Origin of the sequence: Aminobacter sp. MDW-2 (genome assembly GCF_014250155.1) — a bacterium.
GTDB lineage: Bacteria > Pseudomonadota > Alphaproteobacteria > Rhizobiales > Rhizobiaceae > Aminobacter > Aminobacter ciceronei.
The window spans coordinates 1792275-1811586 of sequence record NZ_CP060197.1; the positions used below are offsets into that span (position 1 = coordinate 1792275).

At 63.3% G+C, this 19312-nt stretch carries 23 protein-coding genes; 14 read left to right on the forward strand and 9 right to left on the reverse strand.

From position 1 onward, the window contains the following. Positions 1-57 precede the first annotated feature (57 nt). The 4 genes from xylF to H5P29_RS08790 all read left to right on the forward strand — a co-directional run bounded on the left by xylF (position 58) and on the right by H5P29_RS08790 (position 5123). Positions 58-1098 carry a D-xylose ABC transporter substrate-binding protein gene (xylF, locus tag H5P29_RS08775; RefSeq protein ID WP_154385677.1) on the forward strand — a complete coding sequence of 347 codons (1041 nt, stop codon included), beginning with the start codon at positions 58-60 and terminating at the stop codon, positions 1096-1098. 140 nt (positions 1099-1238) lie between these two features. Continuing rightward, a complete protein-coding gene (locus H5P29_RS08780) occupies positions 1239-2591 on the forward strand; it encodes a sugar ABC transporter permease (protein ID WP_154385676.1) in 1353 nt (450 codons plus the stop codon). A 21-nt stretch (positions 2592-2612) separates the two neighbouring features. After that, on the forward strand, positions 2613-3401 hold the full coding sequence (locus H5P29_RS08785; RefSeq protein WP_067957308.1) for an ATP-binding cassette domain-containing protein: 789 nt from the start codon (positions 2613-2615) through the stop codon (positions 3399-3401). 120 nt (positions 3402-3521) lie between these two features. Next, the gene (locus H5P29_RS08790) at positions 3522-5123 is read left to right on the forward strand and encodes a CHASE domain-containing protein (protein WP_154385736.1); all 1602 of its coding nucleotides are present in this window, start codon (positions 3522-3524) and stop codon (positions 5121-5123) included. An 87-nt stretch (positions 5124-5210) separates the two neighbouring features. On the opposite strand, the gene H5P29_RS08795 is transcribed toward H5P29_RS08790, so the two are convergent. The 5 genes from H5P29_RS08795 to H5P29_RS08815 all read right to left on the reverse strand — a co-directional run bounded on the left by H5P29_RS08795 (position 5211) and on the right by H5P29_RS08815 (position 8251). Further along, positions 5211-5456, reverse strand: coding sequence for a YMGG-like glycine zipper-containing protein (locus tag H5P29_RS08795; protein ID WP_067957313.1), 246 nt, complete (start codon positions 5454-5456; stop codon positions 5211-5213). A gap of 160 nt (positions 5457-5616) precedes the next feature. Then, a complete protein-coding gene (locus H5P29_RS08800) occupies positions 5617-5937 on the reverse strand; it encodes a hypothetical protein (protein WP_067957315.1) in 321 nt (106 codons plus the stop codon). Positions 5938-6035: 98 nt separating this feature from the next. Then, a complete protein-coding gene (locus tag H5P29_RS08805; RefSeq protein ID WP_246670797.1) occupies positions 6036-7007 on the reverse strand; it encodes a sensor histidine kinase in 972 nt (323 codons plus the stop codon). Between the two features lie 209 nt (positions 7008-7216). Next, a complete protein-coding gene (locus H5P29_RS08810; protein ID WP_018429836.1) occupies positions 7217-7381 on the reverse strand; it encodes a DUF1328 domain-containing protein in 165 nt (54 codons plus the stop codon). A 75-nt stretch (positions 7382-7456) separates the two neighbouring features. Next, a complete protein-coding gene (locus H5P29_RS08815) occupies positions 7457-8251 on the reverse strand; it encodes a response regulator (RefSeq protein ID WP_067957319.1) in 795 nt (264 codons plus the stop codon). A gap of 195 nt (positions 8252-8446) precedes the next feature. On the opposite strand from H5P29_RS08815, the gene H5P29_RS08820 reads away from it, so the two are divergent. Continuing rightward, positions 8447-8644 (forward strand): NepR family anti-sigma factor, encoded by a 198-nt coding sequence (locus H5P29_RS08820; RefSeq protein ID WP_154385735.1) that lies wholly within the window; start codon positions 8447-8449, stop codon positions 8642-8644. A gap of 6 nt (positions 8645-8650) precedes the next feature. Continuing rightward, positions 8651-9199 carry an RNA polymerase sigma factor gene (locus H5P29_RS08825; protein WP_067957322.1) on the forward strand — a complete coding sequence of 183 codons (549 nt, stop codon included), beginning with the start codon at positions 8651-8653 and terminating at the stop codon, positions 9197-9199. On the opposite strand, the gene H5P29_RS08830 is transcribed toward H5P29_RS08825, so the two are convergent. Beyond that, the gene (locus H5P29_RS08830; RefSeq protein ID WP_067957325.1) at positions 9185-9568 is read right to left on the reverse strand and encodes a response regulator; all 384 of its coding nucleotides are present in this window, start codon (positions 9566-9568) and stop codon (positions 9185-9187) included. The two genes, H5P29_RS08825 and H5P29_RS08830, sit on opposite strands and share 15 nt — an antisense overlap. A 147-nt stretch (positions 9569-9715) precedes the next feature. Between H5P29_RS08830 and H5P29_RS08835 the strand changes: the two genes are divergently transcribed. Further along, positions 9716-10477 carry a Crp/Fnr family transcriptional regulator gene (locus tag H5P29_RS08835; RefSeq protein WP_067966099.1) on the forward strand — a complete coding sequence of 254 codons (762 nt, stop codon included), beginning with the start codon at positions 9716-9718 and terminating at the stop codon, positions 10475-10477. A 73-nt stretch (positions 10478-10550) separates the two neighbouring features. Here H5P29_RS08835 and H5P29_RS08840 read toward each other — a convergent pair whose 3' ends face one another. After that, the gene (locus H5P29_RS08840; RefSeq protein ID WP_154385675.1) at positions 10551-11663 is read right to left on the reverse strand and encodes an AI-2E family transporter; all 1113 of its coding nucleotides are present in this window, start codon (positions 11661-11663) and stop codon (positions 10551-10553) included. Between the two features lie 122 nt (positions 11664-11785). Between H5P29_RS08840 and H5P29_RS08845 the strand changes: the two genes are divergently transcribed. Then, complete coding sequence (locus tag H5P29_RS08845) at positions 11786-12112, forward strand: YqjD family protein (RefSeq protein ID WP_067957331.1); 327 nt, start codon at positions 11786-11788, stop codon at positions 12110-12112. A gap of 69 nt (positions 12113-12181) precedes the next feature. After that, positions 12182-12634, forward strand: a complete 453-nt coding sequence (locus H5P29_RS08850; RefSeq protein WP_154385674.1) for a hypothetical protein — start codon at positions 12182-12184, stop codon at positions 12632-12634. Positions 12635-12646: 12 nt separating this feature from the next. Here H5P29_RS08850 and H5P29_RS08855 read toward each other — a convergent pair whose 3' ends face one another. Then, on the reverse strand, positions 12647-14083 hold the full coding sequence (locus tag H5P29_RS08855) for a sensor histidine kinase (protein ID WP_067957336.1): 1437 nt from the start codon (positions 14081-14083) through the stop codon (positions 12647-12649). Positions 14084-14209: 126 nt separating this feature from the next. On the opposite strand from H5P29_RS08855, the gene H5P29_RS08860 reads away from it, so the two are divergent. Both H5P29_RS08860 and H5P29_RS08865 read left to right on the forward strand, forming a co-directional pair. Further along, positions 14210-14380 carry a hypothetical protein gene (locus H5P29_RS08860; RefSeq protein ID WP_169808314.1) on the forward strand — a complete coding sequence of 57 codons (171 nt, stop codon included), beginning with the start codon at positions 14210-14212 and terminating at the stop codon, positions 14378-14380. A gap of 211 nt (positions 14381-14591) precedes the next feature. After that, positions 14592-15539: a PRC-barrel domain-containing protein gene (locus H5P29_RS08865; protein WP_154385673.1), complete on the forward strand. Its 948-nt coding sequence runs from the start codon at positions 14592-14594 to the stop codon at positions 15537-15539. 56 nt (positions 15540-15595) lie between these two features. On the opposite strand, the gene H5P29_RS08870 is transcribed toward H5P29_RS08865, so the two are convergent. Next, positions 15596-17152, reverse strand: coding sequence for an alkaline phosphatase family protein (locus tag H5P29_RS08870; RefSeq protein WP_067966101.1), 1557 nt, complete (start codon positions 17150-17152; stop codon positions 15596-15598). 231 nt (positions 17153-17383) lie between these two features. Here H5P29_RS08870 and H5P29_RS08875 point away from each other — a divergent pair, with 231 nt between their 5' ends. The 3 genes from H5P29_RS08875 to H5P29_RS08885 are packed head-to-tail and all read left to right on the forward strand — an operon-like array spanning position 17384 to position 19249. Next, positions 17384-18316: a VOC family protein gene (locus H5P29_RS08875; protein WP_067957341.1), complete on the forward strand. Its 933-nt coding sequence runs from the start codon at positions 17384-17386 to the stop codon at positions 18314-18316. A 10-nt stretch (positions 18317-18326) separates the two neighbouring features. Beyond that, positions 18327-18953: an alpha/beta hydrolase gene (locus tag H5P29_RS08880; protein ID WP_154385672.1), complete on the forward strand. Its 627-nt coding sequence runs from the start codon at positions 18327-18329 to the stop codon at positions 18951-18953. Continuing rightward, on the forward strand, positions 18950-19249 hold the full coding sequence (locus H5P29_RS08885; RefSeq protein ID WP_067957347.1) for a GNAT family N-acetyltransferase: 300 nt from the start codon (positions 18950-18952) through the stop codon (positions 19247-19249). The genes H5P29_RS08880 and H5P29_RS08885 overlap by 4 nt, the downstream gene beginning before the upstream one ends. Positions 19250-19312: the final 63 nt, after the last annotated feature.

Sequence of the window (19312 nt, forward strand, 5' to 3'; positions counted from 1 at the left end):
AGCTTCTCCAAGGGCTATCGCGAAGTAGGCGCGCCCATTGGGCGCAGGGAGGAAATAATGAAAAAGTTTACCACCGCCATCCTGGCGGGCGTTGCCATGACTCTGTCGCTTACGGCAGTGGCTTCGGCAAAGGACAAGGTCATCGGCGTCTCCTGGTCGAACTTCCAGGAAGAGCGCTGGAAGACCGACGAAGCCGCCATGAAGGCAGCCATCGAGGCCGCCGGCGACAAGTACATCTCGGCTGACGCGCAGTCGTCGCCGGCCAAGCAGCTGACCGACGTCGAAAGCCTGATCTCCCAGGGCGCCAACGCCCTGATCATCCTGGCTCAGGACGCCTCGGCCATCGGACCGGCTGTCGACAAGGCCGTCGCCGAAGGCATTCCTGTTGTCGGCTACGACCGCCTGATCGAGAACAAGGACGCCTTCTACCTGACCTTCGACAACAAGGAAGTCGGCCGCATGCAGGCCAAGGGCGTGTTCGCCGCCAAGCCTGAAGGCAACTACGTCTTCATCAAGGGCAGCGGTGCAGATCCGAACGCCGACTTCCTGTTCGCCGGGCAGATGGAAGTGCTCAAGGAAGCCGTCGACGCCGGCAAGATCAAGAATGTCGGCGAGGCCTATACCGATGGCTGGCTGCCGGCCAATGCCCAGAAGAACATGGAACAGTTCCTGACCGCCAACGACAACAAGATCGACGCGGTCGTGGCTTCGAACGACGGCACCGCCGGCGGCGCGATCGCAGCGCTTCAGGCACAGGGCCTTGCCGGCTCGGTGCCGGTGTCGGGCCAGGACGGCGACCATGCCGCGCTGAACCGCATCGCGCTCGGCACTCAGACCGTCTCGGTGTGGAAGGACGCGCGCGAGCTCGGCAAGAACGCCGCCGAAATCGCCTCGCAGCTCGCCGATGGCAAGAAGATGGAAGAGATCGCCAACGTCACCAAGTTCAAGACGCCTGGCGGCCTCGAGCTGAACTCGGTCTTCCTGACGCCTGTTCCGATCACCAAGGACAACCTCAACGTCGTCATCGACGCCGGCTGGGTTGGCAAGGACGTGGTCTGCCAGGGCGTGGCGGCCGGTTCGGTCGCAGCCTGCAACTGAGATCGGTTCGATCCGGTCGGTCAAACGCCGCGGCTTGCCCGCGGCGTTTTTCAAAAGCGCCCGCTTCATGACATGGCGGATTGACCCTATCATGCGCACACCGGCTGCCGCTTAGACGGATATCCGGTCGGGAGGTATCAATGACAGACACGACAACCAACGCGCCGGCAGACCGAGCGCGAACGACCGAACTCAGCCCGGTCGGACGCTTTCTCAAGGCAACCGAGATCGATACGCGCATGCTCGGCATGGTCGGTGCGCTGCTCCTGATCTGGGTCGGGCTGCAGGTGATTTCGAGCTTGCGCCTTGGCGTCAACCCGTTCGAATTCGACAGCCGCACCTTCCTAACCGCCCGCAATCTGTGGAACCTGTCGGTGCAAGCGTCTGCCGTGGCGATTATGGCGACCGGCATGGTGCTGGTTATCGTCATGCGCAATATCGACCTGTCGGTCGGGTCGGCCGAAGGCCTGATCGGCATGGTGATGGGCTTTGCCCAGGTGCATTTCCTGGTCAAAGCCGTCGGTCTCGAACTTGGTAATCCGTGGATCTGGGCGTTGGCACTTGCCATTGGTATTGCGCTTGGTCTGATGATAGGCGCGCTGCAAGGTTTCGTCATCGCCTACATGGAGGTTCCTGCCTTCATCGTGACGCTGGGCGGATTGCTGATCTGGCGCGGGGCGGCCTGGTGGGTCACGTCAGGCCAGACGATCGCGCCGCTCGATGCCACCTTCCAGCTCATGGGTGGTGGTCCGCAGGGCGCCATCGGAGCGACGTGGAGTTGGATCGTCGGCCTTGTCGCATGCCTGGCTGTGGTGTTCCTGCTGCTGCGTGGCCGCCAGCAACGCAAGCGCTTCAAGTTTCCGCTGCGGCCGGTCTGGGCAGAGGCATTGCTCGGCGCCGTTACCTGCGGGGTCATCCTTGGCGCGATCTGGATCGCCAACTCCTACCCTTGGCCGATCGGTATCGTGCGTCGCTACGCCGAGGCCAACGGCATTACCATCCCTGAAGGCGGCCTGTTCATCGCCCATGGCATCGCCATTCCCGTCCTGATCGCGGTGGCAGTGGGCATCGTCATGACCTTCGTCACCAACCGCACACGCTTTGGCCGCTATGTCTTCGCCATCGGCGGTAACCCGGAAGCAGCCAACCTCGCCGGTATCAACACGCGCTGGATCACCATGAAGGTGTTCATGATCATGGGCGTGCTGGCGGCGATCTCGGCGGCAGTCTCCAGTGCTCGCCTGAACTCGGCTACCAACTCGCTCGGTACCCTGGACGAACTGCTGGTCATCGCGGCAGCGGTCATTGGCGGCACCTCGCTCGCCGGTGGCTCCGGCACCGTTGCCGGTGCCATGCTGGGTGCGCTTCTGATGCAGTCATTGCAGTCGGGCATGGTGCTGCTCAACATCGACACGCCGCTGCAGAACATCGTCGTTGGCATGGTGCTGGTCGTAGCCGTCTGGCTCGACACGCTCTATCGCAAGCGCGTCTAACGAAATCCGGGAGCCAAGATCATGGAACAGACCCGTATCCCGCTCGTCGACCTCAAGAACATCTCCATCGCCTTCGGCGGCATCCGTGCCGTCGACGATGCTTCGGTCGACCTCTATCCCGGTGAAGTGGTGGCGCTGCTCGGTCACAATGGTGCCGGCAAGTCGACGCTGATCAAGATCCTGTCGGGTGCCTACAAGCGCGACGCCGGCACCATCATGGTCCGGGGCGAGGAGGCCGCGATCTCCAACCCGCGCGACGCCAAGAAATACGGCATCGAGACGATCTACCAGACATTGGCGCTGGCCGACAATGTCGATGCCGCCGCCAACCTCTTCCTGGGACGCGAGATCATGACCGCCTATGGCACGCTCGACGATGTCGCCATGGAAGCCGAGGCGCGCAAGGTGATGGGCCGGCTCAACCCGCGCTTCCAGCGCTTCAAGGAGCCGGTCAGCAAGCTCTCCGGTGGCCAGCGTCAGTCTGTGGCGATCGCACGTGCCATCCTGTTCAATGCCCGCATACTGATCATGGACGAGCCGACGGCAGCCCTTGGACCACAGGAGACGGCGCAGGTCGGCGAACTGGTCAAGCAGCTCAAGGCCGATGGCATCGGCATCTTTCTCATCAGCCACGACATCCACGACGTGTTCGATCTCGCCGACCGTGTCTGCGTGATGAAGAACGGCCAGGTCGTCGGCACGGCCCGCACCGAGGACGTGACCAAGGATGAGGTGTTGGGCATGATCATTCTCGGCAAGTGTCCGCCTGGCGCAACGCCCGGACCGGGGGCAATGCAGATCGCTGCCTGAACAGGCCCTTTGCCGGCTCAAGCAGGCCGCACGTCTGGCTCAATGCACGATCGCGAAAAGCAGTTTCACCTTTGCGCGATCGTGCTTTAATGGTGCGTGGGTGACGCGAGCCAGCCGGAATTGAGAAAGTACTTCCCCAGTCTGATCTTTATCGCCGTGACCCTCGTCAGCCTGACGATGGCCGGGCTCGTGTATCTGGCGACCGTGGAGGCGGCGCGGATCAAGTTCCAGTCCGTCGCCGACGACGCGCTCAACCGCATCGAGGGCAGGCTGGAATTCGACCTTGCCTTGCTGCATGCGACGCAAGCCATGTTCGTGGCGCAGAAGGGCCATCTTTCGCGCGACCAGTTCCGCGACTATTTCGCTTCGCTCGATGCGGAGAAGAATTTCCCCAGCCTGCGCGGCATAGGCTTCCTCAGGCTGATCGAGACCAGCCAGAGCGAGACGGTCATGCGCGAACTGAAGGACGGCTACGGCATCGACCGGGCGCTGTTTCCTGAGACGACGCTGAACTGGCGGACGCCCATCGTGCTGTTCGAGCCGATGAGCAAGGCCAGCCTCGATGCGATGGGCTACGATATGGCAACCGACCCGCTGCGCCGGCCCGCCATCGAATCGGCAATGGCGGCCCAGGGCCAACCCAGGGCGACGGGCAGGGTGCTGCTCGGCCAGGGCGACAACGAGAAGCAGCCCGGGATCCTGGTGCTTTCACGCGTCGACCGCCCGGCGGCAGAAGGTCCGGCACCCGCTGGTTTTCTCTATGTCGCCTTCCGCACGTCGGAGCTTTTCCAGGCAGCACTCGGCAAGGCGCCGCTACTGCCGGTGGCGGTGGAGGTATTCGACGGGACGATGGGCGATGACACGCTTTTGTTCCGCTCGCAGGTGCCACCCGATCCCAGCTATGGCAACGAGTTTTCGGTGACGCGCGAGGCCAATGTCGCCGGCCGCAGATGGACCGTCAATTTCAGGCCGAGCACAGCGTTTGCGCCGCCATCGCCGCGTGCCGCGCCGCTGATGCTCGGGGTTTTCGGTCTCGTGCTGGCGGGTGCGATCGCGCTTGTCGCGCGCTATCAGCAGCGCGCCTATGAAGCCGCGGCGCAGTTGCACGAGACGACCGAGAAGAGCCTGCTGGAAAAGGACCTGATGCTTCAGGAAATGAAGCATCGCATCAAGAACTCGATTGCCCGCGTGCTGGCGATGGCGCGGCAGACCGCGGCGCACTCCGAGAACATCAATGACTTCTCGTCGTCCTTCTCGGCGCGGCTTCAGGCAATGGCAGCATCGCAGGACATGCTGACACGCTCGCGCTGGCAAAAGGCCGATCTCAGCGAATTGCTGCGCATCGAGTTGGGCCAGGTGTTCGGCAAGGAATTGCCGGAGGACATGATGCATGGTCCGACGGTCGAACTGGACGAGACGACGACGCAGGCACTTGGGCTGACCTTCCATGAGCTTGCGACCAACGCGTTGAAATATGGCGACGGCGACAACTCGGTTGGCGGCCTGAAGGTGAACTGGCGCATGAACGGCCAGGGCAAGAAACGGCGGCTGGTGCTCAATTGGGCCGAACGCAACGGCAATGGCGTATCGGAGCCTGAGAGGACCGGCTTTGGCACCAAGCTTATCGACATGAACATCACCCGCGAGCTCGATGGCAAGATCATGCGCCGCTACGCCAAGGACGGACTGCTGGTGGAGATCGACATACCCTATCGCGGCTGAACGCCGCGACATCGGCAAGAAGACCCGGTTCACAAAGAAAAACCCGGCGAGGCCAGAGCCTTCGCCGGGTTTTGTCTGCAAAGCCGTTTAGCGGCAGCGCGCCGTGTAAATCTGGCCACGGCTGTTGCGGTATTCGCAGTAGCCATTGCGCAGGTTGCGGACCAGCAGGCCCGAGGCCGCGCCGACCGCACCGCCGATGAGTGCGCCCCGGCCACCGCCGATGAGAGCGCCGGCAACAGCACCTACGCCCGTGCCGGTGGCTACGTCGCGCTCGGTCGTCGTGCAGCCTGAGATTGCAACGACGGCTGCAACGACAAGGATAAGCTTCTTCATGTGGTCAGTCCTCTCACTTTAACATCGCCCGGTGAATACTTAGCGTATCGGTCCAAAAATCGGAATCGTTTTTCCGCTCGCCGCATCAATTCAACGGCTTAGCGTATCCGCATGATGTCGGCTCCTCGGTCTGAAGGGGACAGGCTGATACGCTTGCGCATCAGTGGAGATATGCCGGCTTGCCGCTCGCCGCATCCGCCGCCACGACGACGCTCGAAACCGACAGCGACGCTTCGAGCATACCGTTGGGCAGCACATTCCAGGTCAGTTGGTCGTAGTCGTCCTCTAGCGCGGGATCGACCTCGAGGCATTTGGCAAAGGCGCGTCTGTCGCGCGATGTGAACGCGGTCAGAACCTTCGGCAACTCGGCCTGGCAGGCGTCATATGCCTCGAACAAGGGCGCTGGCGCCGGTGTCTCGCGGCAACCCGTCAAATCCTGCGAGCAGGAAACGACCAACAGAAACGCTGCGATGTGTTCCATGACAAACCACCTCGGCCAAGAAACGGCGGGTGGCGGGCAAAAGTTCCGTGATCCAATCGAGCTAAACCGTTTGAATCTCCGGTGTCATGTGGCGACGGCTAATCCCTGTCGATTTCGAAGTTCGCCTGGGGCATGAGGAGACGGTATTGCAGCCTGTCGACGCCGATTTCGAGTACGGCACTGCCGCTCAGCGCCGCCGGGACGACGCGCTCGAGCGCGACCGAGCCGAAGCGCTTCTTGCGTGTCGTCGCGTCGGCAGTCGGGCCGATTGCCTCCGACCAATGCAGCGCCAACTGCCCTTCGCCATCGGGACCGGATACCCTGCTGGCCGTCACCTCGACGTGACCGTCTGCACGCGAAAGCGCGCCAAAGCTCACTGAATTGACCGCCAGCTCGTGCACGGCAAGACCGATATGCAGGGCGGCATTGGGGGTGAGATAGGGATCCTCGCCAAGGATGTGGACGGCATGCTCGGTGTCGTTACTGTAGCGTTTGACCTGGCCGATTACGAGTTCGCGAAAGCCTGCGCCGCGCCAGTTCGACGACGTGACCAGATCCTGCGACGAGGCGAGCGACTGCAGCCGGCCGCGAAAACGCTCGAGGAAGACGTCGATGGAGCCGGAATAGTGACCGGTCTGGCTGGCAATGCTCTGGATGATGGCAAGCAGGTTCTTGGAGCGGTGGCTGACCTCGCGCAGCAGCGCCTTCAGCGTTTGCTCGCGCCGCTTCTGCTCTGTGGTTTCGATGACGGTGACGACGACACCCTGGACCTGGCCGCTCGACGAATGGTCGGCGTCGATACAGACATCGTACCAACGCATGCCTGCCGAGTTGTCGGCGATGCTGACCTCGAGCCCGTCCGAATTGCCGGTGGCAAGGACGTTCTTCTTTGCAGCCACGAGCCGGTCGGCCTGCTGTTGCGGCAGGGAGTTGACCGTCCCGGACTGCTCCTCCAGCACCTCCGCCCAAGGCGGCTGCAGATTGTGTGACCACACTGTCTGCAGGGTGTGATCCTGGTAAAGCACGGCGATGCCGGCATTGCGGGAGACGTGGAGAAGAGCGGCGTCCAATCGTGAGCTCGGTCCCATTGATGCTGAGGGATTGGCCATGCCACGAGAGCCTTTGCTCTGCTTCTTGCGGTTCAGCCGAATGATTTCGGCTGGAACCAAATGGGACCGCCGGGTAACGCGTCAGTGCTGAGCGCTACCCGGCGGCGCTGGACTCCGACTGAGGGGGCCGGCTTCCAGTCTCGGGTTGGTTCTTCATGTTACCGACGTCATCACGCGCGCCTGAACAGGCCCGCAATGAGCGAGATGACAAGAAACGCCAGGAAGATGAAGAACAAGATTTGCGCGATGCCGGCAGAAGTTCCGGCGATACCGCCGAAGCCGAGGGCGCCGGCGATAATCGCGACGACAAGGAATACGAGCGCCCAATACAGCATGATCTATCTCCTTCAAATGATGAATGAAAAACGTGCCGCCGCAAGGATGGTTCCCTGAGGCGAGGCCAAAAAGCCCTATGCCGCAGCCTTTGCCTGTCTGTCAAAGAACAATGCCTGACTTATCAGCGCCTTGACCATTTCAGGGTTGAACGGCTTGGTGACGAGGAAGGCCGGCTCGGGGCGCTCGCCGGTCAGCAGGCGCTCGGGGAAGGCGGTGATGAAGATCACAGGCAACGGCGCTGACGACAGCATCTCGTTGACGGCGTCGATGCCCGAGCTGCCGTCCGCGAGCTGGATGTCGGCCAGGATCATCTTCGGGCGCGTCCGCTTGAACAGCGCTATCGCTTCCGCACGGGTGCGCGCCGTGCCGACGACGCGGTGGCCGAGGCTCTCCACCATCTCCTCGATGTCCATGGCGATCAGTGGTTCGTCCTCGATGATCAGGATGTCGGTCGCGACCTGGCGCGAGATTTCGCCGCTCGCTTCATGGAGCAGCTTGGTGAACTCTTCCTCGTCGGCGTCGAGCACTTCGGCAGCTTCAGCCTCGTTGAAACCTTCAACGGCAACCAGAAGGAATGCCTGGCGCGGACGCGGCGAGAGTGCGGAGAGATTGGCGGCAGCGCGCTTTTCCCAGGCCAGGCTCGGGCCATCCTGGGGAACGCGGATGGAGACTGAGGTGAAAAGACGGGCAAATATCTTGTAGAGCGCAATGCGATCGTTGGAAGCGGACGGGAACACATCGATGTCATCGATCAGTGCTTCGAGCATCGCAGCCACCAGCGCATCGCCGCTCTCCTGGGATCCTGCCACCGCACGCGAGAAGCGACGGAGATAAGGCAGGTGGGGGGCAATTCTCGTGGATAATGTCATGGTCGACGTCTCCCTCATGTGACGTTGCTGAAACTGTTGTGAAGCGACACACAACGCTTGGTCTATGCAAAAGTTCCTCTTTTGTGGAACCTATCCGCATTTGAGGAGTTGGGTGCAAAATTCGATAAACCGCAAAGGTTGTTGCGCGCCGTTTGGGGCGGGACGTCCGACGGGGCAAAAGGGCAAAGCAAGCATATGACAAGGCAGACAAGTGGCGCCGCCAGCGCCAGGCCGAACCGTCTTCGCGACGGTGAGCCCCTTGGGGCAAATTCAGAAATCGGCCGCAAGCTCAAGCAATATTACGATGAACTGGTGTCCGACGAGGTGCCGGATCGATTTGCCCAGCTGTTGAGCCAGCTGGAACAAGCCGAACCTGAGCAGCAGAAGGACTGACCGGGCATGGCAGCTTCCCAAGGTTTCAAGGGCGACCTGCTCGCGACCATTCCTGGCCTGCGCGCTTTCGCCATGTCGCTGTCGCAGAACGCCGACAGGGCCGACGACCTTGTCCAGGAAACGCTGGTCAAGGCGTGGGACAAGCAGTCGAGCTTTCAGCCCGGCACCAACCTCAAGGCGTGGCTGTTCACCATCCTGCGCAATGAGTTCTATTCGCAGATGCGCAAGCGTGGCCGCGAGGTGCAGGACAGCGACGGCCTTCTGACCGCACGGCTCGCCGTGCATCCGAGCCAGCCCGGCCGACTTGATCTCGACGATTTCCGCAAGGCGCTCGAGCAACTGCCGGAAGACCAGCGCGAGGCGATCATCCTGATCGGCGCGTCGGGCTTTTCCTATGAAGAGGCGGCGGAAATCTGCGGCTGTGCCGTCGGCACCATCAAGAGCCGGGTCAGCCGCGCCCGCAACAGGCTGCAGGAGATACTGGACATCTCGGGCGAGGCCGACTACGGCCCCGACGCGATCGCGGCCCAGGTGATGGGCTCAACTGTCAGCTGAGCGCGCGCGCTTGCGAATGCTCTCGGTGACTGCCTCGATGAGATCGGCGCCGGCGTAAGGCTTGCTCACCAGGGTCACGTCAGGGAAGTCGACGAAGATCTCGTCAAGCTTGTCGTAGCCCGAAGCGAATACGAACGGAACGCCAGCCGCTTCCAGCGAGCGGGCGAAGTCGAAGGTCGGCTCGCCGCCGATCATGACGTCGATGATGGCGGCATCAAAGGGCGCGGAGATTTCACGTGCTTCGCGGAGATTGCCAGCGATGGCGACTTCGCCGGCGCCGTGGTCCCTGCAAAGCTGCTCGACGTCGAGTGCGATCAGCGCCTCGTCTTCGAGAACAAGTATACGCAGTCCTGAAAGCGGGCTCGACACGTCGTGGGGCACTCCATGGAATCGAAGCCGAACATGACGGCAGTCGCGGCTGCTGTCATTTAAAAAAGACATGCTGCGGCAGCGGCGCACCCGTGAGGAACCTTCGGCGCCATCAAGGCGTTGCCGGTCACATTTCTGGAGGAATTCATGACCGAGCAAGGCATTCCGACCGACACTGTGCGGCAGGTTTCGTGCGAGAAGTGCCCGCTCAGGCCGTTGCCGACCTTCCGGCCGTTCGACAATGACGAGCTGGCTTTCGTCAGCAGCTTCAAGCGCGGCGAGCTGTCCGTCGACAAGGGCGCGACGCTGCTTTCCGAAGGCAGCAACAGTGCCCATCTCTACACTGTGCTGGCGGGATGGGGATTTCGCTACAAGCTGCTGGAGGACGGGCGCCGCCAGATTCTCAACTACGTGCTGCCTGGCGACATGATAGGCCTGCAGGGCAGCCTGATGGGCGAGATGCAGCACTCGGTGGAGGCGCTGTCGCCGATGCTTTTGTGCATGTTCGAGCGCGACAGGCTGATGGAGCTTTATCGCGGCTATCCGGGGCTGGCCTACGACATCACCTGGATCGCCTCGCGCGAGGAGCGCATGCTCGACGAGAACCTGTTGAGTGTCGGGCGCCGGTCAGCCCTGGAGCGAGCCGCCTATTTGCTCGCCTTCATTGCCAGCAGGGCGCGGAAGGTCGGCATGGACGGGACCGGCAAGGTGGAGATTCCGATCACCCAGCAGCACGTCGCCGACACGCTCGGACTGTCGCTGGTCCACACCAACAAGACCATCCGCAAGCTGATCGACCGCAAACTCGTGCAGTGGCGCGATGGCGGCTGCAAGGTGCTCGACATCGAGGGATTGATGGCGCTGGCGAACTGGGGCGGCCTCGACGAAGGTGTCCGCCCTCTGCTTTGACAGGAGCGTTGTCTTCTTGTGCTTGCGCAATTCCGGACGGGAAAACGCGGCCAATTTTTTCCTGGAACTGCGCTTAGCGCCCGTATTGTCGGTCGCGTTCGTCGACGCCCCAGTTCACGCCGGGCAGCACATTGCGGATGATGGCGTAGCCGACGAGCAAGGCCGGGATGGCGATGAAGCCGCCTACGGCGCCCCACAGCCAGATCCAGAACGCCAGTGCCAGCAGCACGACGAAGGGATTGAGCGTCATCGTCCTGCCGATGACCAGCGGGGTGACGAACTGGCCCTCGACGGTGTTGACGCCGAGATAAAGGATCACCGGCAGCAGGCTCGTAGCCAGCGTGTCGAACTCGGTCAAGCCGACGGCGAACAGGATCGCCACCATGGCCAGCGGGCCGATGAAGGGGACGAAATTGGTGAGGATGGCGAGCGCGCCCCACAGCGGCGCCGAGGGCACGCCGAGCAGATAGAGGCCGATGCCGACGGTGATGCCCTCGGCGACGTTGATGACGGTGATCGACAGCAGATATTGCGACACCAGTTGCTCGACGTCGCGGAAGATATGGGCGACGCGCCAGCGCAGGCGACGGTTGAAGCAGAGCCTGAGGATGGCGATCCTGGTCTGGTCGCGCGTGGCGACGAAGAAATAGAGGCTTGCGAAGAACAGCAGTATCTGGGCGATGACCGCGGGCGCCAGTGTCGCCATCGTCTCGACGCCCATGCCTTCGTCGACCGAGACCGACACGCCTTCGCCGCCGGTGACCTGGCGCAGCTGGTCGCGCATGCTCTTGAAGGTCTCGAGCGGCCCCTTGAGGTCAGCCAGCTGGGTGGCGAGCTGAGACCAGATCTGCGGCAGACGTTGGAGCCAGAAGCTGAGCGGTGAGCTGACCAGCAGCGCAAAGACGCAGACCGAGACGATGAACAGCAGGACGACGATCGCCGCCGACAGTGCCGGCGGCACCTTGAAGCGTTCAAGCCGCGAAGCAAGCGGGCCGAGCATCAGGCCGATGACGACGCCGAGGCCGATGGGCGTGAGGATGAACTCGCCGGCATGCAGGGCGAACACCGTGACGACGATGCCGATGAAGATGATCGATACCTGTGCGCCGCGCGTGAGAAGAATCTCGAAGTTGGATTTCGGCGGAAGGCGCACGGTCGGCGCCTTCTTGATGGTGCGAGTTGGCATCGAAGATTTTCCAGCTGAATGAGGCTGGCAAAACGTCCGGTGGTCGGCGATGGTTCCTTGGAACGACGGAACCGACAGGCGCATGAGGCGTTTCGACCCCATCGAACGCAAGGAGCAATGACATGGCTGCAGCTGCAGGAAAGGCCGGCAACGGCACCAAGACGACGCCGGACCTCGAGGCCGACATCAAGCAATTGAAGGCCGATATCGAGGCGTTGGCCAAGCAATTGGCGGCGACCGGCGAACATGGCTACGGCGCTGCGCGGCGTGCCGCGGCGCTGGGGGCAGAGCAGATGAAGGCGCAAAGCGACGCAGCCGTCGAAGCGTTGCGCAGCAATGCCCGTGACATCGAAGACCAGATCATGACCACCGTGCGCGAGAAGCCGGTGACGTCGCTTGCCATCGCCGCCGGCGTTGGTTTTCTCGTCGCGCTGCTGGCGCGGCGCTAGCGCGCCGATCGGAGATCAACCGATCTTCGATCGGCGATGCGCAATTTTCAGGCACAAGCCGGGGGACATATGCTGGCATCACTGATTGCGAGTTTCGCGACCGGCGAGACGATTTTGGCACTGAGGCGGACACGTCGCGCGGCAGCTGCCTACCTGGCGGCCGGGATCGCTGGCCTATGCGGCGCGGGCTTTCTCGTCGGCGCCGCCTTCATCTGGGCGGCTGAGAAATTTGGTCACCTCGAAGCGGCAATCGGTTTTGGCCTCGGTTTCCTGCTGCTGGCGGGGTTGATCCTGCTCGTGCACAAGCTGATGGCCGGGTCGCGGGCACGCGAAGACGAGCGTCGCCGGCGCGCCGATATCGCGGCGCTGGGTACGACGGCCGTGATGGCAGTGCTGCCGACATTGCTGCGCAGCAAGGGTGGCATCGGTGCGCTGCTGGGACCGGTGGTGGCGCTGGCCGCCTATGCGATCTATCGCGAGAATCGCAAGCCGGACGACGGCGATGGCGTGGCGGGCGAATAGGCCCGCCAGATGTCAGGCTTCGGCCGTTTCACCCAGCGGCATCGAAATGTGCGCACGCACGCCCTCGCTCGGAAATTCGTGCGTCACCTCGCTGGAGATGACTTTTGCCAGGCTGCGGCGGATGAGGATCGAGCCGAAACCGTGATGGCTCGGCGGGACGACCTCCGGTCCGCCGCTTTCAGTCCATTGTAGCTCCAGCCGCTTGTCGCTGGTCACTGTCCACGACACCACAACGCTGCCACCCGGCGCAGATAGCGCGCCATATTTGAGCGCATTGCTGGCCAGCTCGTGCAGGATCAAAGCCAGGCCCAGCGTCTGATCAGGGCTGAGCAGCGCGTCGGGGCCAGAGATTGAAATACGCGGGGCGTCATCGTCGTCGAAGGGCGAGAGTTCCAGCCGCGCGAGGTCACGGATGCCGATGCCGCGCCATTCATATTCCGACAACAATCCGTGGGCGAGGCCAAGCGCGCGCAGGCGCTGGCTGAAGGCGTCGAGGAATTCACGCGGCTCGCGGGCGTGGCGCACCGTCTGGGTGGCCAGCGCTTGCACGGTGGCGAGCGTGTTCTTGACCCGGTGATTGATCTCGCGCAACAGCAGGCGCTGGCGCTCCTCGGCACTGCGGCGCTCCGTGATGTCGTAGTTGACGCCGAAGACCAGCGTCGGACGGCCGTCGGCGTCACGCTCGACGACGCGGCCGCGGGCGGCGAGCCAGCGCGGCGGGTCGAAGCCGCGGATGCGGTATTCGCCGGAATAGTCGTCGCTGCCCTCAAGCGCTTCCTGGAAAATCTTGCGTGTCTTGCCGATGTCGCGACGGTCGATGGAAACGACGATGTCGCGCGCCCGCATTTTTGCAGCCGGCGGCATGTTGAAGAGTTCGGGCAGCAGCGTGTCGCATTCGACGATGCCGGTGCGCGGATCCCAGACCCAACTGGCAAGGGCAGCGGCTTCAAGTGCTATCGCGCGGCGGGTTTCGGCATGCACAAGCGCGGCCTCGGCGCGCGCGCCAGCTTGCGAGCGGTCGCGCAGGACGACGAGGCTGCCCGCAAGGGCGGCGACGTCCTGCAACTGCGCCTGCCTGTCCGGATCGGGCGCAGGGCGCCGTTCGTTGTCGAGCACCAGCAGTGCTCCGAAGGTGCGTCCTGACATGACGATCGGCGCGCCGGCATGCAGAAAAAGTGTACGGTTGACTGCTTCGGCAGGGCCGTTTGCGAGGAACCCTTCCGCCAGATCCAGTGCCTCAGTGATCTGAGCGGAGGACAGTCCGACGTCCGCCTGGACAAGCTGTCGTCCGTCCTGGTCGGCGAGGGTGAGCAGTGCTGCCGGCGCCGACATCAGGGCGGCTGCAAGCTTTGCCATCCGGTCGAAATCAGGATCGCGCTGCGCGCGCCCTTGGGCCTCGTCGGCGCTGTCGTCGGCGTCGTTGCTCGCCTTGCTTCTGTCGTCTTGCACTTGGCCATCCCTCTTGGCCTGGGGAAACTAGACGGGTGCGGCACGCTTGAAAAGCCTTGGCCGAAACTTGGGAACCATGCCGTTATGCTGTCGTTAGCCCTCCTGGAACCATTTGGGAGAGCAGCGATGAGCAAGATCATTCCAGCCCGAAAGGCGCGTCAGGGGACGCGCGGCCGTCACGTCCTGCTGGTGCTTCTGGCAGCGCTGATGCTGGCCATGGCGGCATGGGGTGCCGCAGAATTCTATGGCGAGATGATCGATCAAGATGCCAACCAGACGACCACGGCTCCCGGCTAAGTATCTTGGTTGCCATGGAGATTTCGTCTCGCCCGTCCAATTGCGGGCGACGGTTTCGAAGGCCAGGCCGGCCAATTCCGACAGGGGAAAAATTCGGAACCATGGCGGGGTCACGGCGTTGTGAACCCGTAGGAGGCCGCGCCCGACCGTTCCGGCAAAAGACAGGTCAAGGCGCGGCATGCATGAACAACACGCACGAGGAGACTTTACCATGATCCGCAACCTCTTGGCCACGACCGCCATTGCAGGCCTGCTTGCGACGGGCGCCTATGCCCAGGACACCACAGCACCTGCACCTGCTCCGGCAGCTCCCACGGAAGCTGCCCCCGCGACACCTGAAGTGATCCCGCATGCCGAGGGCTTCCTTGCCGCCAACATCATTGGCGAGAAGGTCTATAACGGCACCGCCGACGACGCCGAGAACATCGGCAACGTCAACGACATCGTCCTGACCGCCGACGGCAAGGCCGACCAGTTGGTGATTGGTGTCGGCGGTTTCCTTGGTATCGGCGAAAAGAATGTCGCCGTCAGCTTCGACAAGTTCGACTGGGCCGAGAAGAACGGCGACCGCTGGCTGGTGATGTCGACGACCAAGGAGCAGCTGCAGGCGCTGCCCGATTTCAATCGCCGCGCCTATGATCCGGCTCCCGCAGCCGTAGCAGCGACCGATCCGGCCGCGCCGGCCACCGACCAGACGGCGCAGGCGCCGGCAACGCCCGAGGCGACGCCTCCTGCGTCGGAACAGACCGCCCAGGCGCCGGCCGCCACGCCTGATGCGGCGACGGCCGACGACACCAAGACGGCGGCGATCGACAAGTCGACTCTGAAGGAGCTGCCGGCGGCCGATCTGCGCGCCGAAGAGCTGATGGGCACCACCGTCTATGGTGCTGACGATGCCAATATCGGCGAGATCGGCGATATCCTGATGACCGCCGACGGCAAGATCGATGCCTATGTCATCGACGTTGGCGGCTTCCTTGGCGTCGGTGAAAAGAAGGTCGCGGTCGGCAGCGACAACCTTGCCTTCATGGTCGATGCCGACGGCAAGAAATATCTCTACACCACCTTCACCAAGGAGCAGCTCGAAGGCCATCCCGTTTATGACGCGGGCAGCTGGGCCGAAAAGCGCGACGAGCAGCGCCTGATCATCGTTCAGTAGTTGCGGCGTACCTGAGAGGAGGGGCCCGCGCTTCGGCGCGGGCCTTTTCGTTGAGGTTATGGCAAGCGCAGGAAATGGCCTGTCGGGCCATTCTCGGCCAGCTCCGATAGCGCCAGTGACTGGTCGAGATGCCTGGCGCGCCAGGCCAGCAGCCTTTCGGCAAATTCCAACCGCACGGCCAGCCACTCCGGATCATTGGCGAGGTTGCGTGTTTCGCCGGGGTCATTGGCGAGGTCGTAGAGCAAAGGCGGCAGGCCGCCGCCGAAATGCACGTATTTGACCGCTTCGGTGCGGATGACCGACAGGTTGAGCTGTCGCGAACCGGTGCCGAAATAGGCTTCCGTGGTGCCGTTGGCGACCGAGCGGAAATCGTATTCCCAATGGGCGGCGTCGCGCCAGTCGGCGGGCTCGTCGCCATCGAGGAAGGGTTTCAGCGATTGGCCGTCTAGATGCGGCTGCGCCGCTCCGCCGACCAGCTCAAGCAAGGTCGGCATGATGTCGACGGCAGCGGTGAAGCGGTCGACGGTGCTGCCGGCCGCCCGCTCATGACCGGGTGCCTTGACGATGAGCGGGATGTGGTAGGAGCCGTCGAACCAGCCGCCCTTGCCGAGCATGTGGTGGTCACCCATCATTTCGGCGTGGTCGGAGGTCAGGATGACGATGGTGTCGCCCCAGTCGCCCTTGTCGCGGATGCCTTGCCAGATGCGCCCAAGCTGGGAATCGACCTCCGAGATCATGCCGTAATAGAGCGCGCGGATCTTGCGGAATTCGTCCTCGCTCCAGTCGCCGACCTTGCCGGGGGCGCCGGGGATGAAGCTCGACTTACCCTGGTGATGCTCGAGGTGGTAGGCGAGGAAGGGGTGGCTTGCCTTCTCCGCTTCGAAGCTCGGCGCCTTGTTGTAGGCCGGGCCTTCCGCCGGATCGTACATGGTGTTGAACGGCTCTGGCACGATGAAGGGCGGATGCGGGCTGAGGAAGGAGACATGGGCGAACCAGGGCTCGCCCTTGTCCTGTTCGCCGAGCCAGCGCAGGAACTCGCCGGTGAGGAAAGCGGCCGGCGTTTCGTCTTTCGAATAAATGGGAACCGCGTTGCTGACCTCGGGCGCATCGGCATTGGACGGCCGGTGGACATCGGGGAAGCCGGCGCTGGAATCGATGCCGCGCTGGGTGAGCCAGGACAGCCAGCCCTTCTGGTGCTCGGGCAGAAGCTGGCGCGTGGTGAAGCCGGGCAGGACACCTTCATAGCTGCGCAGGAACGGGTCGCCCGGCGCGCGGTTGCGCGGGTCGGGCGAGACGTCGGTGTAGCCGAACAGGGTCGGGTCGTAGCCGACGCGGCGCGCGGCACGGGCGACGTTGTCGTGGCGATCGTCGAGCGGCGTGCCATTGCGGCAGACGCGGTTGTTCATCTGGTAGAGGCCGGTGTAGAGGCAGGCGCGCGCCGGCGAACAGGGGGCCGCACCGGCATAGTGGCGGGAAAACAGCACGCCCTCGCGCGCCAAAGCGTCCGAATTTGGCGTCTTCACCACGGGATGACCGACAGCCGACAGGCTGTCGCCGCGCCACTGGTCGCAAGTGATGAGAAGAATGTTCTGCCGTCTGCCGGTGCCTGCCAAGCTCGCCCCCTGGAACTGAAATCGCGGGCCAAGGAAGCCGGATTCACCGCCATGCGCAAGCGTCCTCTCTGCCGCAGCGGTCATACCAGAAAGTGTGAACGAGCTCGCCTTCATTGTTCACTTTTTGGATACTGACCATTCTGTGACCGGCTACTATGACGCGACAATCGATGCGCCCATATTCGGCCCAACAGAGCGGCAGGGGCCGCGGCAAGCGAAAGGAGCAAGACGATGCTCAACCAGATCAAGGGCCTGCACCACGTTACCTCGATGGCTGGGGATGCGGCTGAAAACAACCGGTTCTTCACCCACAAGCTCGGCCTGCGCCGGGTCAAGAAGACAGTCAATTTCGACGCGCCCGACGTCTACCACCTCTATTATGCCGATGAGCTGGGCACGCCCGGTTCTGTCATGACCTATTTTCCGTTCCCGAACATCGGCAAGGGCCGTCCCGGGGTCGGCGAGGTCGGCACCACTGTGTTCTCCGTTCCCGAGGGTACGCTGCCCTTCTGGGAGAAGCGCTTCACCGAGCAGGACGTCAGCGGACTCGCGCGTGACGAGCAGTTCGGCGAGAAGCGCCTGAGCTTCGCCGGTCCCGATGGCGACGGTTTCGCGCTTGTCGAAGCCAAGGGCGACAGCCGTGCGCCCTGGATCAAGGGCGGCGTCGGCAATGACGAGGCGATCCGTGGCTTCCACTCGGCTTCGCTCAGGCTGCGCGATGGCGGGGCGACCGAAGAGCTTTTGAAGTTCATGGGCTATGAGACGGTCGACACGTCAGGCAACATCAAGCGGCTGGCGTTGAAGGACGGCAATGGCGCCGACGTCATCGACATCGAGACGTTGCCGGGTGCGTCCTTCGCCGGTCTCGGCGCCGGTTCGGTGCACCACATCGCCTTTGCTGTCGAGAATCGGGCCAAGCAGCTCGAGGTGCGCAAGGCGCTGATGGAGACGGGCTACCAGGTGACGCCGGTGATCGACCGCGATTATTTCTGGGCGATCTACTTCCGCACCCCCGGTGGCGTGCTGTTCGAGATCGCGACCAACGAACCCGGCTTCGACCGCGACGAGGACACCGCCCATCTCGGCGAGGCTTTGAAGCTGCCGTCGCAGCACGCGCATCTCAGGGATTATCTGGAAAACAACCTGCAGCCGCTGGGCGACTGAGGAGGGACCGATGAGCAAGGACGCTTACATCCACAAGGTGCTGCCGGGGGAACCCGGCGGACCGCTGGTCTTTGCCTTCCACGGCACCGGCGGCGACGAGAACCAGTTGCTTGGCTTTGCCCGTGAGCTGGCGCCGGGGGCGACCATCGTGTCGCCGCGCGGCGACGTCTCCGAAATGGGTGCGGCGCGCTTCTTCCGCCGCACCGGCGAGGGCGTCTACGACATGGAGGATCTCGCCAGGGCGACCGGCAAGATGGCCGAATTCGTCAAGACGCATGTCGCGGCAGTGGAGCCGTCGCAGGTGCTGGCGCTCGGCTACTCAAATGGCGCCAACATCCTGGCCTCGGTGCTGTTTGCCGAGCCCGATTTGTTCGATGCTGTCGCACTGATGCACCCGCTGATCCCGTTTGCGCCTGACGTGAAGGGCAGCCTCTGCGGCCGGCATGTGTTGATCACGGCGGGGCGGCGCGATCCGATCTGTCCGCCTGACCTGACGAGCCGGCTCGACGCCTGTTTGCGGCAAGCCGGCGCCGATATCAGTCTCGAATGGCATGACGGCGGCCACGAAGTGCGGCCCAACGAAATCGAAGCGGTGAAAAGCCTTTTCGCCGGCGTGACAAAAGGAGCGGCAGCATGACTGAAGAACTGGCGGCGATCGAGCGCGAGGACCGCGGCAGCAAGGGACGTTATGTCATACGCGGTGCCGGCGGCGCCGATGCGGAGATGACCTACAGCAATGTCAGCGAGACGCTGTTCATCATCGACCACACCGAGGTGCCCGATGCGTTCCGCGGCCAGGGCGCCGGCCTGAGGCTGGTGACGCGGGCGGTCGAGGACGCGCGCGCGGCGGGCAAGAAGATCATCCCGCTCTGCCCGTTTGCGGCGGCGCAATTCCGCCGTCACCCCGAATGGGCCGACGTGCTCAACAGCTGACATTGAGAGTTGTTGTCTGGCGTCGGCCAGGCAGCAGCATAGCGATCGCGAAAGGCCGGTGCA

Bases quoted from the DNA above. Each gene is read 5' to 3' on its own strand.
- xylF (WP_154385677.1), top strand. From the start codon at position 58: ATGAAAAAGTTTACCACCGCCATCCTGGCGGGCGTTGCCATGACTCTG.
- H5P29_RS08780 (WP_154385676.1), top strand. From the start codon at position 1,239: ATGACAGACACGACAACCAACGCGCCGGCAGACCGAGCGCGAACGACC.
- H5P29_RS08785 (WP_067957308.1), top strand. From the start codon at position 2,613: ATGGAACAGACCCGTATCCCGCTCGTCGACCTCAAGAACATCTCCATC.
- H5P29_RS08795 (WP_067957313.1), bottom strand. From the start codon at position 5,456: ATGAAGAAGCTTATCCTTGTCGTTGCAGCCGTCGTTGCAATCTCAGGC.
- H5P29_RS08800 (WP_067957315.1), bottom strand. From the start codon at position 5,937: ATGGAACACATCGCAGCGTTTCTGTTGGTCGTTTCCTGCTCGCAGGAT.
- H5P29_RS08810 (WP_018429836.1), bottom strand. From the start codon at position 7,381: ATGCTGTATTGGGCGCTCGTATTCCTTGTCGTCGCGATTATCGCCGGC.
- H5P29_RS08815 (WP_067957319.1), bottom strand. From the start codon at position 8,251: ATGACATTATCCACGAGAATTGCCCCCCACCTGCCTTATCTCCGTCGC.
- H5P29_RS08820 (WP_154385735.1), top strand. From the start codon at position 8,447: ATGACAAGGCAGACAAGTGGCGCCGCCAGCGCCAGGCCGAACCGTCTT.
- H5P29_RS08825 (WP_067957322.1), top strand. From the start codon at position 8,651: ATGGCAGCTTCCCAAGGTTTCAAGGGCGACCTGCTCGCGACCATTCCT.
- H5P29_RS08835 (WP_067966099.1), top strand. From the start codon at position 9,716: ATGACCGAGCAAGGCATTCCGACCGACACTGTGCGGCAGGTTTCGTGC.
- H5P29_RS08840 (WP_154385675.1), bottom strand. From the start codon at position 11,663: ATGCCAACTCGCACCATCAAGAAGGCGCCGACCGTGCGCCTTCCGCCG.
- H5P29_RS08845 (WP_067957331.1), top strand. From the start codon at position 11,786: ATGGCTGCAGCTGCAGGAAAGGCCGGCAACGGCACCAAGACGACGCCG.
- H5P29_RS08850 (WP_154385674.1), top strand. From the start codon at position 12,182: ATGCTGGCATCACTGATTGCGAGTTTCGCGACCGGCGAGACGATTTTG.
- H5P29_RS08860 (WP_169808314.1), top strand. From the start codon at position 14,210: ATGAGCAAGATCATTCCAGCCCGAAAGGCGCGTCAGGGGACGCGCGGC.
- H5P29_RS08865 (WP_154385673.1), top strand. From the start codon at position 14,592: ATGATCCGCAACCTCTTGGCCACGACCGCCATTGCAGGCCTGCTTGCG.
- H5P29_RS08875 (WP_067957341.1), top strand. From the start codon at position 17,384: ATGCTCAACCAGATCAAGGGCCTGCACCACGTTACCTCGATGGCTGGG.
- H5P29_RS08880 (WP_154385672.1), top strand. From the start codon at position 18,327: ATGAGCAAGGACGCTTACATCCACAAGGTGCTGCCGGGGGAACCCGGC.
- H5P29_RS08885 (WP_067957347.1), top strand. From the start codon at position 18,950: ATGACTGAAGAACTGGCGGCGATCGAGCGCGAGGACCGCGGCAGCAAG.